Annotated in this window: 25 protein-coding genes and 1 riboswitch; of the genes, 17 read left to right on the forward strand and 8 right to left on the reverse strand. The window is 45.4% G+C overall.

The window, feature by feature from the left end:
* Nucleotides 1-87: 87 nt before the first annotated feature.
* The gene (locus tag ABWW58_RS07300) at nucleotides 88-1,806 is read right to left on the reverse strand and encodes an IS1634 family transposase (RefSeq protein ID WP_353868498.1); all 1,719 of its coding nucleotides are present in this window, start codon (nucleotides 1,804-1,806) and stop codon (nucleotides 88-90) included.
* A gap of 459 nt (nucleotides 1,807-2,265) precedes the next feature.
* Between ABWW58_RS07300 and ABWW58_RS07305 the strand changes: the two genes are divergently transcribed.
* From ABWW58_RS07305 to ABWW58_RS07315, 3 genes are read left to right on the forward strand one after another with little or no spacing between them, the layout of a single operon-like run.
* Nucleotides 2,266-2,808 carry a hypothetical protein gene (locus ABWW58_RS07305; RefSeq protein ID WP_353868499.1) on the forward strand — a complete coding sequence of 181 codons (543 nt, stop codon included), beginning with the start codon at nucleotides 2,266-2,268 and terminating at the stop codon, nucleotides 2,806-2,808.
* 44 nt (nucleotides 2,809-2,852) lie between these two features.
* A complete protein-coding gene (locus tag ABWW58_RS07310; RefSeq protein ID WP_093674539.1) occupies nucleotides 2,853-3,092 on the forward strand; it encodes a hypothetical protein in 240 nt (79 codons plus the stop codon).
* Between the two features lie 36 nt (nucleotides 3,093-3,128).
* Nucleotides 3,129-3,458, forward strand: a complete 330-nt coding sequence (locus ABWW58_RS07315; RefSeq protein WP_353868500.1) for a hypothetical protein — start codon at nucleotides 3,129-3,131, stop codon at nucleotides 3,456-3,458.
* On the opposite strand, the gene ABWW58_RS07320 is transcribed toward ABWW58_RS07315, so the two are convergent.
* A complete protein-coding gene (locus ABWW58_RS07320) occupies nucleotides 3,459-4,037 on the reverse strand; it encodes a DUF6944 family repetitive protein (RefSeq protein WP_353868501.1) in 579 nt (192 codons plus the stop codon).
* Between the two features lie 133 nt (nucleotides 4,038-4,170).
* Nucleotides 4,171-5,415, reverse strand: coding sequence for an MFS transporter (locus tag ABWW58_RS07325; protein WP_353868502.1), 1,245 nt, complete (start codon nucleotides 5,413-5,415; stop codon nucleotides 4,171-4,173).
* 351 nt (nucleotides 5,416-5,766) lie between these two features.
* Here ABWW58_RS07325 and ABWW58_RS07330 point away from each other — a divergent pair, with 351 nt between their 5' ends.
* Nucleotides 5,767-6,930, forward strand: a complete 1,164-nt coding sequence (locus ABWW58_RS07330) for a branched-chain amino acid aminotransferase (protein ID WP_353868503.1) — start codon at nucleotides 5,767-5,769, stop codon at nucleotides 6,928-6,930.
* 88 nt (nucleotides 6,931-7,018) lie between these two features.
* Complete coding sequence (locus ABWW58_RS07335) at nucleotides 7,019-8,176, forward strand: aminotransferase A (protein WP_353868681.1); 1,158 nt, start codon at nucleotides 7,019-7,021, stop codon at nucleotides 8,174-8,176.
* A gap of 48 nt (nucleotides 8,177-8,224) precedes the next feature.
* On the opposite strand, the gene ABWW58_RS07340 is transcribed toward ABWW58_RS07335, so the two are convergent.
* Complete coding sequence (locus ABWW58_RS07340) at nucleotides 8,225-8,686, reverse strand: Hsp20/alpha crystallin family protein (protein WP_353868504.1); 462 nt, start codon at nucleotides 8,684-8,686, stop codon at nucleotides 8,225-8,227.
* Between the two features lie 90 nt (nucleotides 8,687-8,776).
* Between ABWW58_RS07340 and ABWW58_RS07345 the strand changes: the two genes are divergently transcribed.
* From ABWW58_RS07345 to ABWW58_RS07380, 8 genes are all read left to right on the forward strand, one after another.
* A complete protein-coding gene (locus tag ABWW58_RS07345; RefSeq protein WP_353868505.1) occupies nucleotides 8,777-9,367 on the forward strand; it encodes a cysteine hydrolase family protein in 591 nt (196 codons plus the stop codon).
* 77 nt (nucleotides 9,368-9,444) lie between these two features.
* Nucleotides 9,445-11,232, forward strand: coding sequence for a DNA helicase RecQ (recQ, locus tag ABWW58_RS07350; RefSeq protein WP_353868506.1), 1,788 nt, complete (start codon nucleotides 9,445-9,447; stop codon nucleotides 11,230-11,232).
* 95 nt (nucleotides 11,233-11,327) lie between these two features.
* Nucleotides 11,328-11,903 (forward strand): histidine phosphatase family protein, encoded by a 576-nt coding sequence (locus ABWW58_RS07355; protein ID WP_353868507.1) that lies wholly within the window; start codon nucleotides 11,328-11,330, stop codon nucleotides 11,901-11,903.
* Nucleotides 11,904-11,937: 34 nt separating this feature from the next.
* Nucleotides 11,938-12,171 (forward strand): DUF1653 domain-containing protein, encoded by a 234-nt coding sequence (locus ABWW58_RS07360; RefSeq protein ID WP_353868508.1) that lies wholly within the window; start codon nucleotides 11,938-11,940, stop codon nucleotides 12,169-12,171.
* A gap of 207 nt (nucleotides 12,172-12,378) precedes the next feature.
* A complete protein-coding gene (locus ABWW58_RS07365; protein ID WP_353868509.1) occupies nucleotides 12,379-13,425 on the forward strand; it encodes an ArsR/SmtB family transcription factor in 1,047 nt (348 codons plus the stop codon).
* A gap of 87 nt (nucleotides 13,426-13,512) precedes the next feature.
* On the forward strand, nucleotides 13,513-14,739 hold the full coding sequence (locus tag ABWW58_RS07370; protein ID WP_353868510.1) for an MFS transporter: 1,227 nt from the start codon (nucleotides 13,513-13,515) through the stop codon (nucleotides 14,737-14,739).
* A 91-nt stretch (nucleotides 14,740-14,830) separates the two neighbouring features.
* Nucleotides 14,831-15,012: riboswitch (Lysine riboswitch) on the forward strand.
* A 174-nt stretch (nucleotides 15,013-15,186) separates the two neighbouring features.
* On the forward strand, nucleotides 15,187-16,632 hold the full coding sequence (locus ABWW58_RS07375) for an amino acid permease (RefSeq protein ID WP_353868511.1): 1,446 nt from the start codon (nucleotides 15,187-15,189) through the stop codon (nucleotides 16,630-16,632).
* 142 nt (nucleotides 16,633-16,774) lie between these two features.
* Nucleotides 16,775-17,101: a DUF1516 family protein gene (locus ABWW58_RS07380; RefSeq protein ID WP_353868512.1), complete on the forward strand. Its 327-nt coding sequence runs from the start codon at nucleotides 16,775-16,777 to the stop codon at nucleotides 17,099-17,101.
* A 52-nt stretch (nucleotides 17,102-17,153) separates the two neighbouring features.
* On the opposite strand, the gene ABWW58_RS07385 is transcribed toward ABWW58_RS07380, so the two are convergent.
* Nucleotides 17,154-18,347, reverse strand: a complete 1,194-nt coding sequence (locus tag ABWW58_RS07385; protein ID WP_353868513.1) for an aminotransferase class I/II-fold pyridoxal phosphate-dependent enzyme — start codon at nucleotides 18,345-18,347, stop codon at nucleotides 17,154-17,156.
* A gap of 255 nt (nucleotides 18,348-18,602) precedes the next feature.
* On the opposite strand from ABWW58_RS07385, the gene ABWW58_RS07390 reads away from it, so the two are divergent.
* From ABWW58_RS07390 to ABWW58_RS07405, 4 genes are all read left to right on the forward strand, one after another.
* Complete coding sequence (locus ABWW58_RS07390; RefSeq protein ID WP_353868514.1) at nucleotides 18,603-19,862, forward strand: glycosyl hydrolase family 18 protein; 1,260 nt, start codon at nucleotides 18,603-18,605, stop codon at nucleotides 19,860-19,862.
* Between the two features lie 79 nt (nucleotides 19,863-19,941).
* Nucleotides 19,942-20,811 (forward strand): NAD(P)-dependent oxidoreductase, encoded by an 870-nt coding sequence (locus ABWW58_RS07395; protein WP_353868515.1) that lies wholly within the window; start codon nucleotides 19,942-19,944, stop codon nucleotides 20,809-20,811.
* A 692-nt stretch (nucleotides 20,812-21,503) separates the two neighbouring features.
* Nucleotides 21,504-21,878: a DUF423 domain-containing protein gene (locus ABWW58_RS07400; RefSeq protein WP_353868516.1), complete on the forward strand. Its 375-nt coding sequence runs from the start codon at nucleotides 21,504-21,506 to the stop codon at nucleotides 21,876-21,878.
* An 86-nt stretch (nucleotides 21,879-21,964) separates the two neighbouring features.
* Nucleotides 21,965-22,420: an HIT family protein gene (locus ABWW58_RS07405; RefSeq protein WP_353868517.1), complete on the forward strand. Its 456-nt coding sequence runs from the start codon at nucleotides 21,965-21,967 to the stop codon at nucleotides 22,418-22,420.
* A 78-nt stretch (nucleotides 22,421-22,498) separates the two neighbouring features.
* Here ABWW58_RS07405 and gerQ read toward each other — a convergent pair whose 3' ends face one another.
* The 3 genes from gerQ to hemQ form a co-directional block, all read right to left on the reverse strand.
* Entirely contained in the window at nucleotides 22,499-23,041 is a 543-nt protein-coding gene (gene gerQ, locus ABWW58_RS07410; protein WP_353868518.1) for a spore coat protein GerQ, read from the reverse strand.
* A gap of 30 nt (nucleotides 23,042-23,071) precedes the next feature.
* Nucleotides 23,072-23,494, reverse strand: a complete 423-nt coding sequence (locus ABWW58_RS07415) for a cell wall hydrolase (protein ID WP_353868519.1) — start codon at nucleotides 23,492-23,494, stop codon at nucleotides 23,072-23,074.
* Nucleotides 23,495-23,679: 185 nt separating this feature from the next.
* A complete protein-coding gene (gene hemQ / locus ABWW58_RS07420; protein ID WP_353868520.1) occupies nucleotides 23,680-24,426 on the reverse strand; it encodes a hydrogen peroxide-dependent heme synthase in 747 nt (248 codons plus the stop codon).
* Between the last annotated feature and the right edge of the window lie 50 nt (nucleotides 24,427-24,476).

Raw genomic sequence — 24,476 nt, forward strand, 5'->3', positions numbered from 1 at the left:
CAGCTAAATGAACTAAAAATCAGCCATGAACCCGCACGGCTACACGGTTTATGGCTGATTCTATTTGTCATAAAGTTGTAGGGAAAATCAGCCTTTTTTCACCTGTCCTAAAATTTTTTTGATTTCTTGGAGAGGCAGGCATTTTTTCCCAAAATCGATGCCGAATGCTTTGCCGATGTCGGTGAGTACGTCATCATAATAGTCAAACAGGTAATAATTTTCCTGAATGTGACTGCAGGATGCTTTTTTCAGACTTTCGATCAAGGTGGAGATTGAGTAAGTCCCGTGGAGACGGATTTCCAAAATTCGGGCAATCACCAGTGATACAAAGCAGGTCAAAAAATGCGCCTCGATATGTTCTTGTGTCGACAGATAAACGGGCCGTGTTTCGAGATCGCTTTTGGTCACCTTGAAATTCTCTTCGATTTTCCACAAACCTCGATAGAGCTTGATAATCTGTTCGTCCGTTTCCTGATATTCACTGGTGACGATCGCATAATAGCCATCCAGTTCTTCTTCCTTTTTTAGTTTTTCCTCATCAAAAATCAGCCGAGTTTGTACAGATTCTTTGATTTCTCCTGTCTTCGGGTCAAAACGTAAATTTTTCACGAATCGAGCCGCGCCACCGGAGGTGGAACGATTGTAGCGGGAAGGCTCTTGAATCAGGCGTCTGGCTTTCTCCAAAGCAGGAGCACGGTCCGCCTTAGCTTTACGCGCGTATTTCTCACTGTAAAAGATGACTTGCTTTTCATCCACTTGTTTCTTGATTTTCTTCCCGCTCTCCGTCGTCACCCAGATCTCTCGTGGATAAAGCCGGGATTTGATCTTGAATCCGTCCCCTTGGGGACGGTACCCATCCGAGTCGAGCACATAGTCTTTAAAAGCTCGATCCGCACTGCGGACCGAGTAACTGAGAATATATCCGTTTTTGGCGGAAAGCGTATACCAAATGTTGTCTCCTGTGGTCATTCCTTTATCCGCAACCACAATGATGCGACCTAGTGAAAAATTGTGCTGAATCGTGCCAAGCATCGGGATAAAGGTTTGCTTGTCCAGTAAATTTCCTGAGTGCAAGCCATAGGTAATCGGAATGCCATCCGTATCCATAAACAGGCCCATCTGAACGATCGGATTGGGACGATGTTCTTTAGAGACGCCTTTTTTACGGAGATCATCCGCTTCATTAATTTCAAAATAATAATTCGTGACGTCATAGTAAACGAGCTCTGTCCGACGCCCATAGCGCTGCTTAATCTGTTCATGAAGCCAAAGCTGAAGCGCCTCTTTACGCTGCGCCAAAAAAGACAGACAGCGGTAAAGGTCGTCCAGTGAAAAGTTGGTTTTCTCGAAGAAGTACTCCTTTTGTGCGTATGTTTTCTTTTTGGAGGCCGGGAAAAGCAGACGAGAAAAGACAAGGAGCTTCATGATGGTATTGGCATCATAGGCTTCCTGCGTATGGCGCTGCCGATTCTGGAGAAACGTATGGATCCCCAGTTCATGGTAGATCTGACTCAGAACGGCATAACCGAAGTTTTTACGATTAGCCGCGTACGGTTGAAGGCGTTCATCGCGACTCATCTGGAAGGTCATGGTCGACTTCTCCGCTTCCTGTTCGCGGTTCATCTGTTTGACTTTTTCATTGAAAAAAGCAATCGGATCTTCGTATTCTTTTTCAAGCTCATCTAAATAGCCGAGAGACTCAATCGTTTTGAGCTTCGTTTTTTTCGTCACTTGATCACGATAACCATGAACAATCGACAAATAGGTGCGGCCGGTCTTTTTATTTTTCGCCTTTTTGAGGAACATCGTTTATCCTCCGATTAATCAGTATGTATATACTGATTATATCATAATACATAATAAAACATAACATATATATGACATAAAATAAAAATAAAAAAACCCGGAATCATTAATCTTATCAATGATTCCAGACTGACTTTAATTAGGTGTGCTGCAAAACTACGGAGTGTAGGACTGTGTAAATACAATTGCTCACTCATCGAATCACCTTACATTAATTAGTTTACTTATTATTGCTTATAATGCTATTATTTAGAAAGATATTCTGTAAGGTCCATCACAAAAACAGCAATAAACCGAACCCCAGCTTAAATCTTTTCTGCGATAACCATGTTTTTTTGATCCGATCTGTTCATCTGCTATTGCCCACATCTACGATTCGACATGCAGCTTTTTTTACCATTACATCCACCGATTTTCTTCATAATCTAACTTTTTCCGAAAGCAAGGAGGATCTAATTCATGAAAAGTGTTTTACTCAAATTGGCAATTTTAGCATCTTTATTGATTTTCGTTGTCGGTTGTTCAAGTGGAGACACGAGTCGGCATGATAATAGTAAAAGTGAAGAAACAATCCGAACTGTTTTGAAAAGTATATTCACCGGTCCAGACGAAGAACAAAAGAAATTGTTCAAGATACAGGCAACAACAGATCCGCAAGCATTGACTCCCTATTTAGAAAAAAAATATAAGTCCCTCATAGAAGAACAATACCTTCAAGAATTTTTAAAGAATAATCAAGGGACCACTTGGCTGCAATCTGCATTCATGGCTGGTTATCAATTGAAAGCAGCAATGCCGATCAACGTGCAAAAAGCTAAATCCGGAGGGTACACATTCAAATTCGATGTGGACTACACCAAAAATGGCAAAACAAATGCGGCAACCATTATTGGGGATATAAACACCACTAGTAATGGCAAGGTGGTAGCAATAAATGTAATTGATGATGACGGTTTATTTAAATTATTGACCTCAAAAACACCAATTCGCCATGGAAAGTGATTTTGAAAAGATTGGATAATTTAGATTGAGAGGAAGACATCTGCATGTTTGTTATCTTTTTTTTAACTTTCTTTCTGATGGTTTTCATCATTTACACGCCTGATTTTAAGGGGAATTCTCTAAAAAAATATGTTAACTTGGCACTGGTCTTGCTTGCGATTGCACTGGTCTGTTTTAACAGTGTAACGGGTACGAGAATTCCGGATATTGTTATGATTATCCTTATTGCCCTTGCTTTTCTACCGACGCTGTTACATTTAAAATCAAGTGAACGGAAATTGTAGAAGATTAAGAGGAAAAACGTGAATAGGAGGAAAATCATGTTTGAGGTAATAAAAAATATTATTAGATTGCTATTCATTATCTTGGCGATTATTCAGATCGTAGCGTTAATACATATATTTATTGGGAACTTTAAATCGAGTTTAACGTTAATCATCACTCAGGTTGAATTAGCTAACGTTGAACCGTCGCGTTTAGTAAAGGTCAAAGCTTATGCAACACTTGAAGTGCTTATCAATATAACGTTGTACGCGTTATTTATTGTTGGAAATGCAGATATTCGATTTTTTACAGTAATTCTGTTTTTTGCTGGTCCGTATTTGTTTGAAAAATTGTTCAGCATGTTGCTGACAAAAAGAGTAAGCTGATCAACGATTGCTTGGTCGCATGTCCCCATCAATCTCTACTCGATCAAACGCAGCCAAAAAAGACAGGGACGCGCCTAGGGCTTGCACCCAGCTTCCTGTTGCGTTAATTTGGTCTGATTTTGTTTCATCGACCGTTTGATTCAATTGAAAAATGGTAGAAACAGCCTGGAGCGAGTTGCCGGCAATTTGCAGAAGATTGCCGATGATGGAAAGGGCAACAGCACGGTTCCGCTCTTCTGATTCCAGATCCGAATATAGCGAAAGGGAGCCGCCGAGCGCTTGAAGCGAGTTGCCGATTGTGATTTTGCGGAGATTTTCTTCATTAGAACATTGGGCGATTAATCCATAGATGACCAGTGAGTTGCCGAAGGCTTGGGTGGCACCGCCGATCGCATCCAGTCCATCGTTTATATTTGCGTCTAGTGAGCTTCCGGCTGCCTGAAGCGTATTGCCGGTAACACCGAGTCCATTTTTTAGATGCTCAGGGACTGCTACACTTGGGGTTGCGCTGATTGCCGCGCTGATTGTGCCCAGCGCGTTGATTAATGTGTATTCTGCCTCCAGCATTTGCTCATCCATTGACCGCTTCCCCCTGACACCTCTATACGCCTAGTTTATTCATTGTTCAAAGAGATGCAATGATTGACAAAACTTCATCACATCAAAAAGCCCACGCGGATCCGTTCCGAATGGGCTTATATATTAATAATCATTATTTAAAACGAAAACGAGGGCGTCGCGCTGCGAAATCAGAATAAGCGCGGCGTAAGCGCAGGGTGATTTTTAAAGGACGTCCGCTGCGCAGTCGATTAATGACAAGCAAAAAGATCAGGTAGGTCATGGCGATGCCAACGATATACCACAAGGTTACGGTCATGCCGGAGCGGTCGATAGCGAATCCCGTAAATGCTGGAAAGATTGCGGCACCCAGTCCGGACAATCCGGAGATGACCGGTGTGACCAAATGCGCGCTATTCGGAATGGAATAGTTCGCATAGACAAGCGTGATGGAATAGATGCCGGACATCATCAGTCCCAGCGTGCCGACAAAGACATAACCCATCAATGCGTTTTTTAGAAAAATAAACAAAAGCAGTGAAACAATCGAGCCGCATATACTCATCAGCAAGTAGGTACTGTAGGTTAGCCTGCGGATGATTATCGCGGTTGCCGCGCGCCCAATAACCATTGCACCCCAGAATATGCCGACACTGATTGAAGCGTAATACGCGGCTTGGTTCAGATACTGCATAAAAATCGACGACATGAAATTGTTCAAACTGCCTTCAAATCCTCCATACAGGAATACGATGAAACCGAACAGTCCAAGCACAATCCATTTCAAGTGTGCGCTCAGCGGCCGCTGAGCGTCGCTTGAACCGGAAGCATCTAGCGGTTCGCCGGTATCCACCATTTGTTTGGAGTAGGAAATTCGTGTCCAAACAACGGCAAGCACGACTGCGAGTACAGCGGTGACTACAAACAGGTAACGCCAGATGCCGTGTGCGATGAAGAAGCTTGCAAGCAGCGGCATGGTGAAGGCGCCGAGTCCAAATGATACTTCCAAATAACTCATCGCAACCGCTTGTCTGCCGATAAATACCTCAATGAACATCGTAGCGACAACAATACCGATCGAGGCCGATCCAACACTGTTAATGAAATAGAGAGCCATAAACAGCGGAAACGGCGGAAGCATCAGAATGCTGAACTGGGCAAAGGCGATCACAAGGGCGGCAATGGTTAAGAGCGGTTTCGGATGGAAATGGCGATTCAGGTATGAAGTGAGCAGAACGCCTGCAAGAAATCCCATCGCGCCAACGAAAATCAGCCTTCCGCCAATCGTGTAAGAAACATGGTAATAGTTCAACAGTTCAGGCATCACAGATCCGATTGAAATAGCAGTCAGTCCGGTCAGAAAATAAAGAGCACAAGAGGCAAAGGTAAATTGGCGCATGGTATGGCGCTCCTTTCATATAAATACAGAATACAGAAGGTCGTTGATTGCTCGCGCGCCTTCTTAAGTCAACCAGAACATTGTAGCAGGATCAGCCCAACAAGAGAAGGGGTTTGAATTACTTTTTTTACACATTAATTGCCCTTCCTTTTACATAAATAAACAGCATTCAAGAAAATCCAACAAAGCATCGAATAGTAATGAAGATAAACATAAACAATAATAAAAAACAATGAACAGATTTGGTATGGAACTCGCTGCTTTTGCATGATTTGTCTGGGGATTGTAGCGCGTTACGAAACGGATTGCTATAATCAAACTAGGAAAACAAATTTTAGGAGGATTCGAAACATGGGGCAGTCGATCGCGTTTCAAAAAGCAGATCAATTGAAAACGAAGCCTAATGCCGGCGAGCTGGGGTTTGGTAAGTATTTTACCGATTACATGTTCGAGATGGACTATTCGTTGGAAGAAGGATGGCATGATCCGAAAATTGTTCCATATGGTCCGATTTCGCTTGATCCTGCCGCAACAATTTTTCATTACGGTCAGGAAGTGTTTGAAGGCTTAAAAGCGTATCGAACGGAAGACAAGCGCGTGTTGCTTTTCCGGCCGGATAAGAACATGGAACGAATGAACCAGTCGTGCGCACGGCTCAACATTCCAAAAATTGATGAAAAATTCGTGATCAAGGCGATCAAGAAATTAGTCGCAATTGAAGAGAAATGGATTCCTTCCGAACCTGGGCAATCGCTCTACATCCGCCCGTTCATCATTGGCACGGATCCTGCGCTCGGCGTGCATCCTTCTGCAACGTACAAGCTGTTGGTCATTCTGTCCCCTGTCGGATCCTACTTTGGCAATTCCATGAGTCCGGTAAAGATCTATGTTGAAGACGAATATGTCCGCGCGGTAAAAGGCGGCGTCGGCTATGCGAAAACGTCGGGAAATTATGCAGCAAGCTTGAAGGCACAGACCAAGTCGGAAGAATTAGGCTTTGATCAGGTGCTGTGGTTGGATGGCGTGGAACACAAATATATCGAAGAAGTCGGAAGTATGAACATTTTCTTCAAAATCGATGATGAGGTTTGGACGCCGGCTTTGAACGGAAGCATTCTTCCTGGTGTAACCCGCGATTCTGTAATCGGATTGCTGAAACATTGGGGTGTAACCGTCAAGGAAAAGAAAATTTCCGTGAATAAATTGTTTAAGAAGGCGGAAAAACAGAAGCTTAAAGAAGTTTTCGGCACGGGTACGGCAGCTGTTATTTCACCGGTTGGTTTCTTAAAATGGGAAGACCATGTGATTAAGGTCGCCAATGGAAAAACAGGCAAGCTGTCGCAAAAACTGTATGACACACTGACTGGCATCCAAACCGGGAAAATTGAAGATAAATTAGGCTGGACTCAAGAGATTAAATTTGAAAATAAAGAAGTCAAAAAAACAAAAGAAAAAGCAAAAGCAGAGTCAGAAGAGAAAACAAAAATAGAAGAAAAAGCAGTGGTTACTGATTAACAGTCAGGAAAACCGAAGCCTTCGCGTGAATCAAGACGCGCGGGCTTTTTCTGTATTTTACGGGGAGTGTGTGAATGTTATGTCATCTATGGAACAATTAGTGAACGGACGAGTCCGTGCGATTCAGATCAGCGGCATCCGGAAATTTTTCAATAAAGTTAAAGATTATCCGGGGGCGGTATCGCTGACGATCGGTCAGCCGGATTTTGCCACACCGGAGCATGTAAAAGAAGCCGGAAAAGCTGCGATCGACCAAAACAAAACAACGTATACGGCGAATGCGGGCTTACTTGAATTGCGACAAGCAATCGCTGATTATGTTGCGGAAAAATATGATCTGCATTATGGACCAGAATCGGAAATTATTACGACCGTTGGCGCAAGCGAAGCCATTGATCTTGCCTTTCGTACGCTGATCGAGGATGGTGACGAGGTTATTCTTCCGGGACCGGCCTATCCGGGTTACGCCGCACCAATCACACTTGCCGGCGGCGTTCCTGTTTACATTGACACGCGAGAGACGGACTTTAAAATGACTGCGCAGCAAATTGCCGAATATCTGACTGATCGAACAAAAGCAGTCATTCTTCCGTACCCGTCAAATCCAACCGGATGCGTGCTTAGCGAAGCGGAGGTCGCGGCAATCGCAGCAGTGTTAAAGGATAAACGGATTTTTGTTGTCTCAGATGAAATTTATAGTGAAATGACATATGGTCAAAAACATGTTTCAATTGCGACATTCCCAGGCATGAAGGAAAAAACACTGGTCATCAATGGGCTGTCCAAATCACATGCGATGACTGGTTGGCGTATGGGTTACATTTTGGCGGACAAGCCGATTGCCGATCAACTGATTAAAGTGCATCAATACGGCATCTCGTGCATCACAAGTATTACCCAGTATGCGGCTATTGAAGCGTTAACTGTGGGAAAGGATGACGCAGAACCAATGCGGCAAGCGTATAAAGAACGCTTGGATTATGTGATCAGCCGTCTTGAGGCTATGGGAATTGATGTGGTACGCCCGTCAGGCGCATTTTACGTGTTCCCGTCCATTAAGAAATTCGGTTTGTCATCCGAGGAATTCGCTTTGCGGCTGCTTGACAAGGAACGTCTCGCGGCGGTTCCGGGCAGCGCTTTTTCTTCCTATGGTGAAGGCTATCTGCGCTTGTCCTATGCATACTCAATGGATCTTTTGAAAGACGGTTTGGATCGTCTGGAGCGATTCGTCGCATCTTTCAAATAAAATGGCAAAAAAAGAGAACCGGGAAAATCATTTTCTCCGATTCTCTTTTTAATTAATGGAAAGATTGTGGCCGATTTTTGGAGATTTTGGCCCGTGGATTTTAAGAATCCCGTTGATGTAAGAAGCCTGCGTGCGGGACCGATCAATAGTGTACGGCAAAGTCACAACGCGTTCGGCATGATCAAAGCGGCGTTCATGGCTGTACGCACCGGTTTCTTGATGCTGCGACTCCATCTCCAGGTCATTTTCCACAGCGATCTTCACCTTATCGCCAAGAAGTTCGATGTGAATATTTTTACGATCAGCTCCAGGCAGTTCGGCTTCAACCACCCATTCATTCTTGGTGTCATAGAGCCTGACCGGAAATCCGGCGAATGAGTGATTGCTGAAGAAATCATCAATCGATTTGAGCACATCACCAAAAGGATTGCCCTGGAAAAACGCGTCAAGATCGTTCATTAAGTTTCGCCGTATCGGCTGCTCAGGTTTTTGATGGTCTTTGTTGTCCATCATCCATTCCTCCTCTTGAATGTTTCGCTAACATCAGCATATGAATCAGGAAGGATTTTGTTTCATTAATTTCGATGAGGACAAGCTCGAATGCCGTCTACCCTGTTTGGCAATAATGAATGGGCAGAGGAGGGCGATGTTGTGAAAAGTGACAAGGTATTGCTCATCATTGATATGATCAATCCGCTTCAGTTCAGTCGGGCGGATCTTTTACTGAATGAAATGAGACAAATGGTTGGGCCACTTGCCGATTTGATTGCTCGCGCGCGTCAATCAGCCATCCCCATCATCTTTGTCAATGACAATTCGGGCAGATGGAAATCGGATCGCGACTACCTGATCAGCGAAGCGATGAAGGGGCCGGGAGCGTCAGTTGTTCGCCAAATTCTTCCTGCTTCCTCCGATTATTTCATTATTAAACCGAAGCATTCCGGATTCTTCGCGACACCGCTTCACGCACTTTTACACGATCTGGGAGCCGAGACGCTCATTCTTACCGGCGTTGCCGGGAATATTTGTGTGCTCTTTACGGCGAACGATGCGTACATGCGGGATTACAAGCTCATTGTTCCTAAGGACTGCTGCGCGTCGAACGTTGAAGAGGACAATGATTATGCGCTGCGCATGATGCACAATGTGCTCAGTGCGGATACACGAGCTCAGGCGGATATTGAGCTGTGAAGTTCCATACGATTTTCTACCTTAAATTTATGTTAAGATAAAACTAGCTTTCTATGGAAGAAAAGGTGGTTTCATTGATGGTCGACGCAGCTCATCAAGCGCTTAAAAAATATTTTGGCTATGATCAATTTCGAAAAGGGCAGGATCAAATCATCTCTCGGTTGATGGATGGTCGGGATACGGTTGGCATCATGCCGACCGGCGGCGGAAAGTCGCTCTGTTATCAGATTCCGGCACTGCTTTTTTCAGGAGTGACACTCGTGATCTCGCCGCTCATTTCCTTGATGAAGGATCAGGTCGACGCACTTGAAAATGCGGGCATTCACGCGACTTACATAAACAGTTCTTTGAGTTTTTCGGAAGTTAGAGAACGGCTTGCCGCTTCGTCAAGAGGCGAGTACACGCTGGTCTACATTGCGCCGGAACGACTGGAAGTTCCAAACTTTGTTCGTGCTCTGGAGCGCATGCGTGTATCACTCGTTGCCATTGATGAAGCGCACTGCATTTCGCAGTGGGGGCATGATTTCAGGCCAAGCTACCGCTCCATACCTGCAATGATCACCCGATTTGAGCAAAAGCCTACTGTTGTCGCGCTCACGGCAACGGCTACACCGAATGTGACGGCAGATATTCGTCAGCTGCTCGGTATTGCTTCGGATGGTGTGGTGGCAACAGGATTTGCACGTGAAAATTTGAACTTTCAGGTGATCCGTGGTCAGAATGCGGACACCTTTTTGTTGGATTATTTGAAGACGAACCGTGATCAGCCGGGAATCGTTTATGCGGCGACACGTAAGGAAGTGGACCGGTTGTATGCGCGGCTCGCGCAGAAGGGACTGGCTGTTGGCCGTTATCACGCCGGGCTTTCCGAACAGGAGCGCGCTTCCAGTCAAGAGCGGTTCCTTTATGATGATCTGACGGTGCTTGTCGCAACCAATGCTTTCGGAATGGGGATTAATAAGTCGAATGTCCGCTTTGTGATTCACTACAATATGCCGCGCAACATAGAAGCCTATTACCAGGAGGCGGGGCGCGCGGGACGTGACGGCGAAAAAAGTGACTGTATTCTTTTGTTTGCGCCGCAGGATATTCGGCTGCAGAAGTTTTTTATTGATCAGTCTGAAATGGATGACGCACTGAAGAAGGCAGAGTACCATAAATTGGATCAAATGATCGGTTACTGCCATACGGAAACCTGTCTTCAAGGCTATATCCTGCGCTATTTTGGTGAGCGGAATCCCGAGCCGTGCAGCCATTGCGGCAACTGTCTCGATATACGCGAAAAATCAGATGTAACGATCGATGCGCAGAAGGTATTATCCTGCGTCAAGCGCCTGCGCGAGCGCTATGGAAAGACGATGGTCGCTAAAGTGCTTGCCGGAGCATCGGATCAAAAACTGCTCTCTTTTCGGCTTGACCGGCTGCCGACATACGGCATTATGAAGGACCGAACGCAAAAGCAGATCAGCGAATTTATTGATTTTCTAACCGCTGAGCAATACCTTATGCAGCAAGGCGGCGCTTTTCCGGTGCTCGCTTTAAGTGACCGGTCGCTGCCGGTACTCAAAGGAGAAGAGAAGGTCCTGAAAAAAGGACGCGTCCGTGCGGAACGACTCGCCGTGGATGACGCACTCTTTGATGTACTCAAGCAGGTGCGCAAAGAGCTGGCGCAAAAAGAATTTGTTCCGCCGTATATTATCTTCTCCGATCAATCGCTGCGAGAAATGAGTGCGCGGCTTCCGGCAACCGATCATGACTTCCTAATGATCAAGGGTGTCGGTCAGCAGAAGCTGGAGAAATACGGACGAGCGTTTATGGAAGCAATTGCCGCGTATCAAGCCGATCAGGAAGAGCCGGTGAAATAACGATTGGCAGCCGATGCGGATTATTATATCAAGAACCTCTCAGAATTGCTTTCGATTATTAATGAATGATACCAAACCCAAAATGTGAGGATAAGATGAAAACAGTTGTTTATATGGTTCGGCATGGCGAATCACCGAAAAATGATCGGAATGAACGAACAAGAGGACTAACTGCTCAAGGAATGCTTGATGCACATCAAGTTACGCTTTTGTTAAAGAATGAGGCGATTGACGTTTTTGTTTCAAGTCCATATGAACGAGCACTTCTAACGATGCAAGAACTGGCGCGGTCATTAGGGAAAAAGATCATTAGGTTTGAAGATCTTAAGGAACGGATGTTTACTTCGGATAACCGCCCTTTATCTAAAGATGAACTATCTGATTTGTTAATAAGATCATTTCACGATCCTAAGTACACCTTGCTCGGAGGAGAGTCGAGCGAAGCGTGCCAGCGGAGAGCGGTTCGAGTGCTTTTAAACCTGATAAACACATACCAAGGAAAGAAAATCGCCATTGGGACACACGGCGCAGTTATGACGTTAATGATGGGTTACTTTGATTATTCGTACGACTTGAATTTTTTACTTCAGACGTCTAAACCCGATCTGTACCGATTGGACTTTGACGGACTGAAACTAATGAATGTAAGTAGGCTATGGCCGAATCATTGACCCTAGGCATTTTCGATAGGAGTGCATTCACCATATGAGAGCTATTCAGGTACATACACTTTACCGTCATTTTAAAGGGAAACTCTATTATGTCGAGGCTGTCGCAATCGACTCGGAAACGGAAAGAGAAATGGTTGTTTACCGAGCCATGTATGGCGAGCGGAAACTATGGGTCCGGCCGAAAGAACTATTCTTATCGGCGGTCGATGCGGGAAAAGCGAATCCAACCGGACAGCACTACCGATTTGAAGTTTATCAAGGGCGATAATTGAAGAGGCCACTTTTAAATGTTTGCTGTGATTTTAAACCATGTCCGCTCATTGCGGATCGTAAGTTATGAATACACAAATTTAACCCTTAAAATTAAATTCTTTGAAAGGGCAGTATAAATTTATGTTATAATTCGATTATCATGAAATATCATATTTTATATTTATCGAAAATAAGTTCAATTTATTGTGATTGAGGCGATGAAATGGAAAAAAAACCTGAAGTTCATTATGTAACCTCTCCGGTATTTGAATTGCTTGCAGCGATGTTTCGCGTCGCAACACCGGATCAGATTCAGTCGGATGATGTTGTAATGATCAAAGGCAAAGCGATTCAATTAAAGCAATGGGTCGATCAGAGGCGATTGCTTCTACCTTCTAACGTAAAAGACGAATTAGAAGTGTTTTTTAGTTACGAGAGTTATCTTGGCCTGACCCTCATTCGTTATGCCTGGGAAGCAAAGGCTTATCACGATGTGGACCTCTTTTTACAAGCACTGGCAAAGCTTGATGCTCATGAATGGTTTGCTTATTTTCTTCATACGGGTTATGGATCGGGGGACAGCGTTGATCCTGATCATTTAAGCACAACAACAATAGCAATTGATCAAAGTAACTTACCGGAGCAGGAAAAGTGGAAGCTGCTTTATTTATACGTGCACAAAGAAGAAACGAAACAGCGAATGATTCAGCTTTTGCGGAAGTTCTATGATTTAATGAACGATGAATTCGAGGAGTTTTTAGAAACGCAACAAGCAGTACTCAACCGTGTCAAAAATTTTGCTGAATCGCATGGGAAATCTTCTTTTTTGACGCGGGTGTCAAAAAAATATCAAATGCCTGTTGATCAAATGGATGAAGTCGTTTTGGCGCCGTCCGTATTCTATGATCAATGGTCCTTTACCACCAGCACAGACAGCTTTTGCCTGTTTCTTTTTGGCACTAGGCAGCTTCCTTTCGAAGAGCCAGCATATTCGGCAGATAAAGATAAGGTGGATCAAGCATTTAAAGTGCTTGCTGACGAAAAGCGTTTGAGCATTATCCGCTTACTTAATCGAAGTCCTTTGTACGGTTATGAATTGGGCAAGCGGTTGAATTTATCCAATTCGACCATTTCACACCATCTATCCTTACTGGCATCTTATGATTTAGTCAGGCCGGTGCGGAGTGAAAATCGAGTATACTACGAGGTAAGAAATGACCAAATAAAAAAGCTGATGGATCAAATGCTTCAATCACTAATTAAAGATTAGGCAGCGTCCTTTTGCCTTTTTTTAATTACATATTCGATTGTGATGAAATTAGTTATTTTATTAATATCAAAATAAGAGGTGTCGATCATGAGTCTCTGGGTACGCAACCGTCAATTTTTAATTCTACTAACAGGGCAGGGTATTTCTATATTTGGCGATCAAATTTATTACGTTGGTCTGATGTGGACGATTATGAAACAAACAGGTTCCGCGATGTCACTTGGGATGAGTGTGATCTGCATGACGCTTCCGGCCATTCTTGTTATGCCCTTCGCGGGCGTGCTCGCTGACCGAAATATAAAAAAACAGATGGTGATGATTTCAGATGCGGTGCGCGCATGCATCATGTTTCTTGTTGCATTACTCACCTTTGAAGGCTATTTTTCACTGGTGATCATTAATCTATGTCTTGTCATCATCTCAGTCATGGATGCTTTCTTTAATCCTGCTCTATCCGCCACAGTTCCACTCATTTTGGATAAGGCTGGTTTATCAAAAGGAAATGCAATTTTTGAGTTTATTCGGCGTATATCGGCGATACTCGGTCCGGTGGTCGGTGGCTTTCTCATTACATTTCTTTCCATTGGTTCAGTGTTTGCTCTAAATGGTCTTTCCTTTCTTGTTTCATTTATTTTTTCTCTGTTCTTAAAAATTCCTAGAGTGACTCAAGCGAAGCAGCATGAATCGTTCGTATTCAAATTTAAGGAAGGGCTTGTCTATACGATTCATATGAAACGACTTTTATTTCTTACGTTAGTGGGCGGTGTGATCATTAATTTCTTTCTCGCACCGCTTGATGTTTTGATTATTTTTACAAGTAAACAGCTAAACTTTGGATCAACAGGGGTGGGCTGGATTGAGGCATCGATTTCTGTCGGGGCTTTATTAGGCAGCATAGTGATTCTTTTCGGACACATTCGTAGTCAGATTAGGCTCGCCGTTGCAGGGCTTATCTTTGAGGGTGTATCGCTTATTTTGTCAGGGATTTTTCCAGGATTAATTCTGTTTATTCTTTTTTTCGGACTATTGGGGCTCGGAATCAGTTTTGCCAGCATCGGCATTGGAACGACTTTTCAATTAATTACGGACGACGATAAACGAGGACGAGTGAACAGCTTCGGTTCAATGCTCAGTTCTTGTACAGTTCCTCTAGGTACATTATTCGGCTCATTCTTAACCGGATATCTGCCCCTTCAATGGATCTTCTTACTTTTTGGCATAGTCATTGCTGGTGCGGTGACGCTTCTATATGTGCCTTTTAGAGAGGAACTTCAGATCAACCAAGTTGTGAAATTTTTTAAAAGTAATTTTTAAAGGAACAGGAGATCATTTCCGGTTGATAATCATTTTCAATAAAGGTAGAATAGAACCTGTTGTTGAAAAACAACATCTCCTCACAAGATCACGAGGGGGTAGAGGCGCGGCAGTTAAGATAAGTGCATCCGAGGCGAAGAGACGCCGGACGATACGTGTAAGGAACTGCTGCCGAAGTGCATTCGGATTCTCTTGCCCGAGTGCGCTGGGTCCGTTTCCGAAAGGGACGGGACTGTCACATGCGTTTTAGGCATGTGGTGTGCTATCGGCGGAAGATGTGCGAGGAGTAAATGGATCAATAAGCCTGTAATGATGCAGATCTTATTCATTTTTACTATAAAAGTTTCTCGTCCGCCGAAGGCATTAGTTTGCCTTGACGGGCGTTTTTAGTAACCATAACTCTATTCTTCACATATCTCCCCGAAATACAGAGAGGGAGAGAGAAAAATGCAACAGAAGAGAAATAATCAATTAAGACGGGGATTGAAGTCGCGTCATTTGACGATGATCGCGCTTGGCGGCGCGATCGGAACAGGGCTATTCCTCGCCAGCGGAAACGCAATCTATACGGCCGGTCCGGGCGGCGCGCTGCTCGCGTATGGATTAACAGGGATCATGGTCTATTTTCTCATGACCAGCCTTGGCGAGCTTGCGACGTACATGCCCACCAGCGGCTCATTCAGCACCTACGCAACGCGTTTTGTCGATCCGTCGTTTGGTTTCGCGCTTGGTTGGAACTATTGGTACAACTGGGCGATTACGATCGCAAGTGAGCTGTCAGCGGCTACGCTGATCATGAAATTTTGGTTTCCGAACAGCCCATCTATTCTTTGGAACGGTATCTTCCTGCTCATCATCTTCCTGCTGAATGCACTGACCGTAAAAGGATATGGTGAGTCGGAGTACTGGTTCGCATTCATAAAAGTGGCTACCGTCATCATTTTTATAATTCTCGGATTGTTAATGATTTTTCGCGTGCTTGGAGGAGGCGTTCCTGGATTTCAAAATTTCACAGTTGGTGATGCACCTTTCCACGGCGGCTTTCTGGCAGCATTTGGTGTGTTCCTTGCGGCCGGCTACTCCTTTCAGGGGACGGAGCTGCTTGGTGTAAGTGCCGGGGAAAGCGAACACCCGGAAAAAAGTGTCCCGAAAGCAATGAACACAATTTTCTGGCGCATCTTACTGTTTTATATTTTAGCCATCTTTGTTATTGCAATGATCATTCCCTACACGAGTCATAATCTGTCCGCATCGGATTCGGTGATGGTCAGTCCTTTTACACTTGTGTTTCAAAGAGCAGGGCTTGCCATTGCCGCATCGGTGATGAATGCCGTTATTTTAACGGCGGTGCTGTCTGCAGGAAATTCCGGACTTTACGCCTCGACGCGTATGCTCTACGCTTTGGCTAAGGAAGGAAAGGCACCAAGGTTCCTCGGTTATGTCACACGGAACGGAATTCCAATTTGGTCGCTTGTTGTCACTGCGGCATTCGGGCTGCTCGCATTCTTTGCCTCAGGATTCGGCGACGGCATTGTTTACAACTGGCTGCTGAGTGCTTCGGGAATGTGCGGCTTTATCGCTTGGCTCGGCATCGCAATCAGCCACTATCGGTTCCGCCGCGCCTATGTAGCTCAAGGCGGTAAACTCAGCGACTTGCCTTATCGGGCGAAGTGGTTCCCGTTTGGTCCGTTGTTTGCGTTTGCGGTATGTATGGTGGTTGTGATCGGGCAGAGTTTCGGTGCCTTTTCCGGTGGTCATATTGATTGGGGCGGCATCATTGCAGCCTATATCGGCATTCCGATTTTCCTTGCTGTCTGGCTGATCGCCAAATGGAAGATGAAGTCAAAATTGATTCCGCTTGACCAATGTGATCTGTCGCGTCACAAGGATTAAGAGGTCGAATGATAAAAAACACGAGTGCGTGACACTCGTGTTTTTTTTGTTGCGATCATGTAAAAACTGGGAAAAATGTGTCATCATGATAAAATAGAGACAAGTCTAGTGATTGATTTATAAACTGAAAAGAGGAAATGACATGCATACCTTGTTGCTAATCCATGGCCTTGTCTGGGGTCTTGTAGTCATCTTTTTTATCTTAAGCTATCTTTTCACGGCGCAAAAAGTGTGGAGTATGATCCTGCGGACAGCTTACTTAGTTATGATCATAACCGGAGTGGTCATGCTGTTTATCATTCATTTTCCACTGATGCCGACCATTAAAGGCGTGCTTTCCTTTGCTTTAATCGGACTTATGGAAGTGGCGATGGGTAAGCGTAAGAAGAAAGAATCATCATGGCTCTTTCTTGTTCTAATCGCAGTTTTGCTGATTGTCATTGTGCTGATGGGTTACCACGTTATTTAATCAAAAGAACTTTTCCCAATGAATGCTGGGAAAAGTTCTTTTGATTAATCTGTTAATTTTGTACAGGTGTCTCATCGAGAATTCCGGAAGCCTTGATCCGTTCCGCAGCTTCCTTCAGGCGTTCCTCGGATTCGAGCAATCCGGCGCGAACAAATTGATCGCCGTGGGCGCCAAATCCTGCGCCTGGTGCCACCGCGACATGCGCGCGTTCGAGCAGGGCATCGGCAAAGGTTTCGGACGTATAGCCTTCCGGAACCTTGAACCAGCAGAAAAACGAGCCTTTCGGCGCCCGCACATCCCAGCCAATGGCGCGGAAACTTGAGACGAGGATATTTCGGCGTCGTTCATAGAGCGCGCATAACTCTTGAACCGATTGCTGCGGGCCGAGAAGCGCCGCGGCAACGCCATCTTGAATCGCGCTCGGCACATCTGAATGATCGATATCATGGAATTGGCTGAGCGCGCGAATGATCGATGCGTTGCCGACAGCAAAGCCGACTCGGAATCCGGCCATATTATACGTTTTCGATAACGTGTAAACTTCGATGCCTTGTTCCTTTGCACCCGGAGTTTGCAGAAAACTGAGCGGGCGATTGCTATCGAAGCCAAAGGCGGCGTAGGCAAAGTCGTGAACGACCGGAATATGATGCTCCTTAGAAAAACGAACGGTATCCGCAAAAAAATCTTTGGTCGCAATTGCTCCGGTCGGGTTGTTTGGATAGTTCAACATTAATAGATGAGATTTTTTCAATACCTTTTCAGGAATGGTTTTATAATCGGGTAAAAAATCATCTTCAGCGCGAAACGGGATTCCGTAGGTTTCAGCGCCGGCCAGCCCCGGGCAAACAAAATAGAGCGGATAGCCGGGATCAGTCGTCAGCATGACGTCGCCAGGATTAAGCATCGCTTGAGGCAGTGCCGAGATGGCTACGGTTGCGCCGTCGAAGACCGTGACTTCCGTCTCAGGATCAACGGAAACACCGTATTCACGCATATAAAATTCACTGATTGCCTTCTTAAGCGACAGTTTGCCGCCAGCCGGAGGATAGCCTTGATTTTCATGAAGCTGTGCCGCTTGATTCATTGCTTGGATAATTGGTTTGGGAGTCGGCTGATCCGGACTGCCGGTATGAAGATGAATGACATCGATGCCTTGCTTGACTACCGAATCGATACGGTGATCCATACTCGTAAAATAATTGGCAGGCAGCGATTGAACCTGCCGTGATGGGATGAATTCAGCCATAAATAACCCTCATTTCTTTCCGTACTTTCTATAGACTATGAACTACAGCCTAGGTTCGTTCATTTTGGCGTGCAGTAAGTGTTGCCGCTTCAATAAATAATTCTCGCGGCAAATTTAATGATAACCTTTTTTTTAATTCGAATCTATAGCCTCTTTCGGAACCGTTTCGCATGCACTGAATAAACTAGTGTGAAATGCCTATGCATCTGCGGCATGAGGACGCCCGCAAATGACGGGTGCGGGAAGGGTGGAACTATGTTTGTTTATACAGTGAGGGCTGGAGATTCACTATTTGGAATCAGCCAGAAATTTGATATTCCTGTAAATACACTAAGAGCGGCAAATGGACTGACCGCGACCAACATCGTGACCGGTCAGGCGCTGCTCGTGACGAGTGATGTTTATACAGTACAGCCGGGCGACAGTCTTTGGACAATCTCGCGCATGGCGTATGTCCCGTTAAGTGCGCTGCGCCAAGCGAATCCAGGGATCAATCCTGAGCGTTTAAGTCCCGGTCAAAAAATTAACATCCCGGAGATTGAACGGCGTGTGGCCACACACTTCAGTTATACACAGCTACGCACGCCGGCACTTGATCAGTCGGTTATTTCGGACAATGCACCATACCTTACGTATATTGGCATTTTCGAGACGCATTTTAATTGGAATGGTGATTTGAGCCCGCTCAATGACAATGCGGCCGTACTTGCGTCATGGCGCGGACGGGTCACGCCGGTGATTACCGTAACGAATCTGACCGAGACGGGATTTAATTCAGCCCTCGTTCAGCGTGTGCTGAACACGCCGGATGTGCAGCAACGTTTAATCGACAATATGATCAATTTTGCAACGTCAAATGGGTATGGCGGAATCAATGTTGACTTTGAAGGTGTGCTACCTGCAGATCGGAACGCTTTTGTTATGTTCCTGCAGGCATTGCAGCAGCGCACACAGGCGGCCGGACTTAATCTTAGTATCGCAGTCCCTGCCAAGACGGACGATACGGTGCCATGGGTGCGCGGCTATGATTATGCAGCAATCGGAGCGATTGTCGATCAATTTTTCATTATGGCTTATGACTGGCACTATGTGGGCAGCGAACCCGGTCCGACCGCGCCTGTCCAAGATGTCATCGCTACGGTAAATTATGCGGCAAGCGTTATGGATCGCAGTAAGATCATCATGGGCACGCCTTTTTACGGTTATGATTGGCCGATCCCTTTTTCCAGTCAGAATCCCGGCCGGGCAATTACGTATCAGGCAGCGATTAATCTCGCTATGAGTGAACAAGTGCCGATCAACTATTCGACGGCGGATCAATCCGCTTACTTCTATTATACAGACGACAACGGGCAGAACCGTGTCGTCTGGTTTGAGGATGTGCGCAGTCTGTTTGAAAAGGCGCAGATTGTCTATAATTCACGGATCGGCGGTATCGGTACTTGGCAGCTTAATTTCGCGATGCCGCAATATCCATGGGTATTTACCCACTTTTTCCAGATTCAAAAAGTTTGAGTGTCTTGCATATAACGTGAAAACAGGTACTGTTCATGCTATCGTTAACCTAGAGTTGATAGGAAAGCGAGTGAGCTGAATGACGGTAAAGACGATTGGATTTATTGGAACCGGGGTCATGGGCAAGGGCATGATCCGTAATCTGATGAAAGCTGGTTTCACGCTGCATGTGTACAATCGAACGAAAAGCAAGGCGGATGACCTCATTGAAGAAGGTGCTGTTTGGAAATCCAGTCCTGCGGAAGCTGCCGAAGGAGCGGGTGCCGTTATCACAATGGTTGGCTACCCCAAGGATGTTGCTTCCGTCTATTTTGATGACGGGATTATTGACCATGCTGCAAAGGGCACCTATCTGATCGATATGACAACCTCATCACCACAGCTTGCGGAAAAAATTCATCAAGCGGCTGCTGAAAAAGGACTGCACGCGCTCGATGCTCCGGTTTCCGGCGGCGATGTCGGCGCACAAAACGGTACCTTGTCGATCATGATCGGCGGCGATCCGAAAGATGCTGAGGACTTGGCACCTGTCTTTCAAGCCATGGGACAGAAAATTGTCTACCAGGGAAAAGCCGGCTCGGGTCAGCATACCAAAATGGCAAACCAGATTGCCATCGCCTCAAACATGATCGGCGTCGCCGAAGCACTCAGTTACGCGAAGCACGCCGGACTTGATACCGATAAAGTGATGGAGAGCATCGAGACAGGCGCGGCCGGAAGTTGGTCGTTGACCAATCTCGGCCCGCGTATGCTGAAAGGCGACTTCGAACCTGGTTTTTATATCAAGCATTTGATTAAAGATGAGCGAATCGCGCTCGAATCTGCTGAAGCGATGGGTCTGAACACACCGGGACTTGCATTGTCCAAGAAGATCTATGATGAGCTGGCTGAAAAAGGCGAAGAAAACAGTGGTACACAAGCGATCTACAAAAAATATTGGGATAGATAAATAAATAGTGAGAGGAAAGGCTGCGGCTGAAGTGCGCGCAGCTTTTTTTTCAAGTAAAGAAAGTTCAGCATATTGTCCTGCTGGTAACGACGATAAGATCATAAGATACGTTTTGACGACCAGGTAAGCACCCAATCTAATAAATAAGTGCAAAAATTCCGCTTATTTAGAAAATAAACGAAAAAATAGCTTAAATAGACGGATAAATTCCGCTTATTGAATCGAAAAACGTGAAAATAGAGGGCTTTTCTTTGAATAAACGGAAAAATTACCCTTATTTACCCGCGAAACAAGCGCCATGATGCAACTAACCGGAAAATCTCCGTTTATTTTAATGAAGGACCAGGATGCTTAATGAAAAAGAAGTGAGATAAATGGGGATTATTTTTTTATGAAGGTATCTAACGTAGTTTTTTTGTCAGCAGGGAATGTGTACAGTAGCTTGGTTTCAAAAAGTTAAGATGCGAAAAACCACAATAAAAAGGGAAAGCGCTCGATAAAATTTTTGAAACGCTCGATAAAGTTTTCAAAGCGCTCGATAAAAACCGGGAAACGCTCGATAAATCGACCAAAGCGCCCGATAAAATCTTGAATACTGCTAATCTATGAGCGCTTCTCCGAGCCGCACATGCGACGGACCATTAGATAGATGCTAGAATGAAAAAAGAATCATTTTTGAGAGGACTGAGCTCATGAAAGTTTTTATCATCATTGGCGCTGTTTTAGCTTTCCTGTCTGTCGCGTTTGGTGCATTCGGGGCGCATGTATTGAAGACGCGGCTCACCGAACAAGATTTGGCGGTGTTTCAAACGGGAGTTCATTATCAGATGTACCATGCGCTGGGACTGATTGTGATCGGCATCCTCGCATTAACCGTATTCAGCGGACAGAGCACGTTGCTTTCTTGGTCCGGATGGCTGATGACAGTCGGCATTCTTCTTTTTTCCGGCAGCTTGTATGTGCTGACGCTGAGCGGTGTTCGCGTGCTTGGAGCCATAACACCAATTGGCGGCGTTGCTTTTCTCGCAAGCTGGCTGCTTATTGTGATTGCTGCTTTGCGTGCATGATTGCCACATAATATGGAGAGAGCGGACATGCTCCTTTTTTTGAAATTCATCCTGAGATGTAAATGGACGATGCGGAGGGCTGTGTCATGGATTGGAGAGACAATAGGATTGATTCTGCTCAAAATGGGACCAACCCAATGGTTCTAGCAAAAATGAAAAGCGGCTTTGCAGTTATCGGAGATACGCAGTTTTTGCCCGGTTATTGTGTACTGCTTCCCAATAAAGCGGTATTTAGCCTTAACGATCTGACAATTGATGAGCGTTCGCAGTTTCTAACGGATATGAGTCTAGTAGGAGACGCGATTATGCATGTTTGCCATCCTCTTAGAATCAACTATGATATTCTAGGAAATACAGATGCTTTCTTACATGCACATATTTTTCCAAGATATGAATGGGAAAAAAAGGAGAGAAGAAAGGGTCCTGTTTGGTTGTATGACTCATCTAATTGGTATGATGAGGCCAAGCAGTTTAATGAAAAAAAGCACGGGAAACTAAAAGATGAACTGGCAAATGATTTGAACCGTGTATACGGAAAATGATAAGAGCAAATAGCTGGTAACACCTAAACACAAAAACGAAGCACTGCCATAGGCGGAGTGCTCCGTTTTGCTAGAATGTTATCTTCCGGTCGGAGATTGCGGACCATAAGGATACTCATAGCTGAGCGGTCCGGTAAATTCGAAGTAATTCACGAAGACCATTGGGATGAGATAGCGTACTCGGGTTTCTTCATCCTCAATGATCACATGGTCGCGTCCGGCCGCTTCGACCGTGCCGGTAAATGTCTTCGCGTTCCACTGGCTGTTGCCTTCAAACGTGCAGTAAACAGTGGCCGTCTTGCCGAGATTCAGTCTCAATATATTTTCAATATACGACTGTTCAACAAAGGGCAGCGGCAAAACTTGCGGTACCCCAGGAACGATCGGCTGACCGGTTTGTGGAACCGGGGTTGTGTACGCAGGATAGGGATAGGGTAGTGTTTGGGCCACGGGCTGCTGCACGCCTGCCGGCTGGGTCAATTGACCTTGGAATGGAAAAGTACCGCTCGGCTGTAGCGGCGCCGTTTGCTGTCTTGAAGCATCCCAGCCCGGCTGCGCACCCGGATCGGGACTGAATGACGCACCATACGGCCAGCTGTCTGGCGGAAATTGAACACCCATAAGTAAAGTCACTCCTTAGCAATAAAATGATTAATAAACGTTTGGACAAGTCGACTCAGTGGGAGAGAAGAAGCAATGGGCTTTAAAGCGTCCGGTGTTCCACTGATTGTACCATTGGGCGGGGCAGGCACCCGAAGGTTGGAAAAACCAAAGCGCGTTCGATGCCGGATGAAAGCGTTCACCTTTAAGCGTACGTTCGGCAAGACGTTTGTCCTGCGAACGCGCCGCTTGATAAAAATAACCTTTTTGAGTCGCTTCAAATCCGCCGGGACTTTGGAAAACCATTTGCTGGATCGTTCTTAATCCTTCAAAATCAAGACAGTTCCCGAGCACACGGTTCACGCCGACATTGCCGACCATCAGCATCCCGAGTTGTCCGTCGCCCTCAGCCTCCGCACGCATCAGCCGGGCAAGCAGCGAAATATCATTTGACGTGTGTTGAACCACGGCCATAGCCGTAAACACCTCCTTTTTGAAAGGAAAATGAAACATATTTTCAGGTAGGTATGGGCTCTCCGATTTTCGTACACTTAAAGCCTATGCGTTGCAAGGCAAATCATGACATGGAAAGCGGGAAAGCGGGCTCAAATTGCATAATAAAAGGACCTGTTTCCAGGCCCTGGTCTTGATAAATTAAGTTATAGAGAAAATCTCTGATTAAACAGTTCTTGGGTCAGCTGCGTGCCGACGAAGAATGGCCCGAATTCGCCGAAGCGAGCGCTGGCTTCATCAAAACGCATCTCGTAGACAATTTTTTTGAACTGCAGGGGATCATTTGAAAAAAGTGTGACGCCCCATTCCCAATCGTCGAAACCGACAGAACCGGTGATGATTTGGTGGATCTTCCCGGCATACTTCCGGCCGATTTGCCCGTGACTCTTCATCATTTCTTTCCGATCTTCCATCGGGAGCATGTACCAATTGTCACCGTGCTCTCGCTTTTTATCCATCGGATAGAAGCAAAAGTAGTCGGTTTTCGGCAAAGTCGGTTTCAAGCGTTGCTGCACGCGCGGATTCGCGTACGGGTCGCCGCCATCTTTGCCAAGATAATTGCTTAATTCTACCACTGAAACGAATGAATAGGCGGGGCTGGTGACTTGACCGAGCAATGATTTATCAAACTGAGTCTCCAATTCGCCAAGCTCGTCCATGGTAGGGCGAAGTGAGATCATCACAAAATCCGCTTTTTGACCGAGGACAGAATACATCGCAAAGCTGCCGCCACGTTCCTCTTCATTTAATTCCGATTGGGTGAAAAACTGATTAAATTCCATCAAAGCCTGCTGCCTTTCCCACTCGGACTGCGATTTCCATTCCGACCAGTCAATGGTTCGAAAATCATGAAGACAGTACCATCCGTCTAGTGTCTGAGCTGCTTCAGACATTCTAAACACCTCTTTTATATACAAATGATAAAATCGTAACGATTAGCGGT

The organism is Sporolactobacillus caesalpiniae (genome assembly GCF_040513385.1).
Lineage (GTDB): Bacteria > Bacillota > Bacilli > Bacillales > Sporolactobacillaceae > Sporolactobacillus.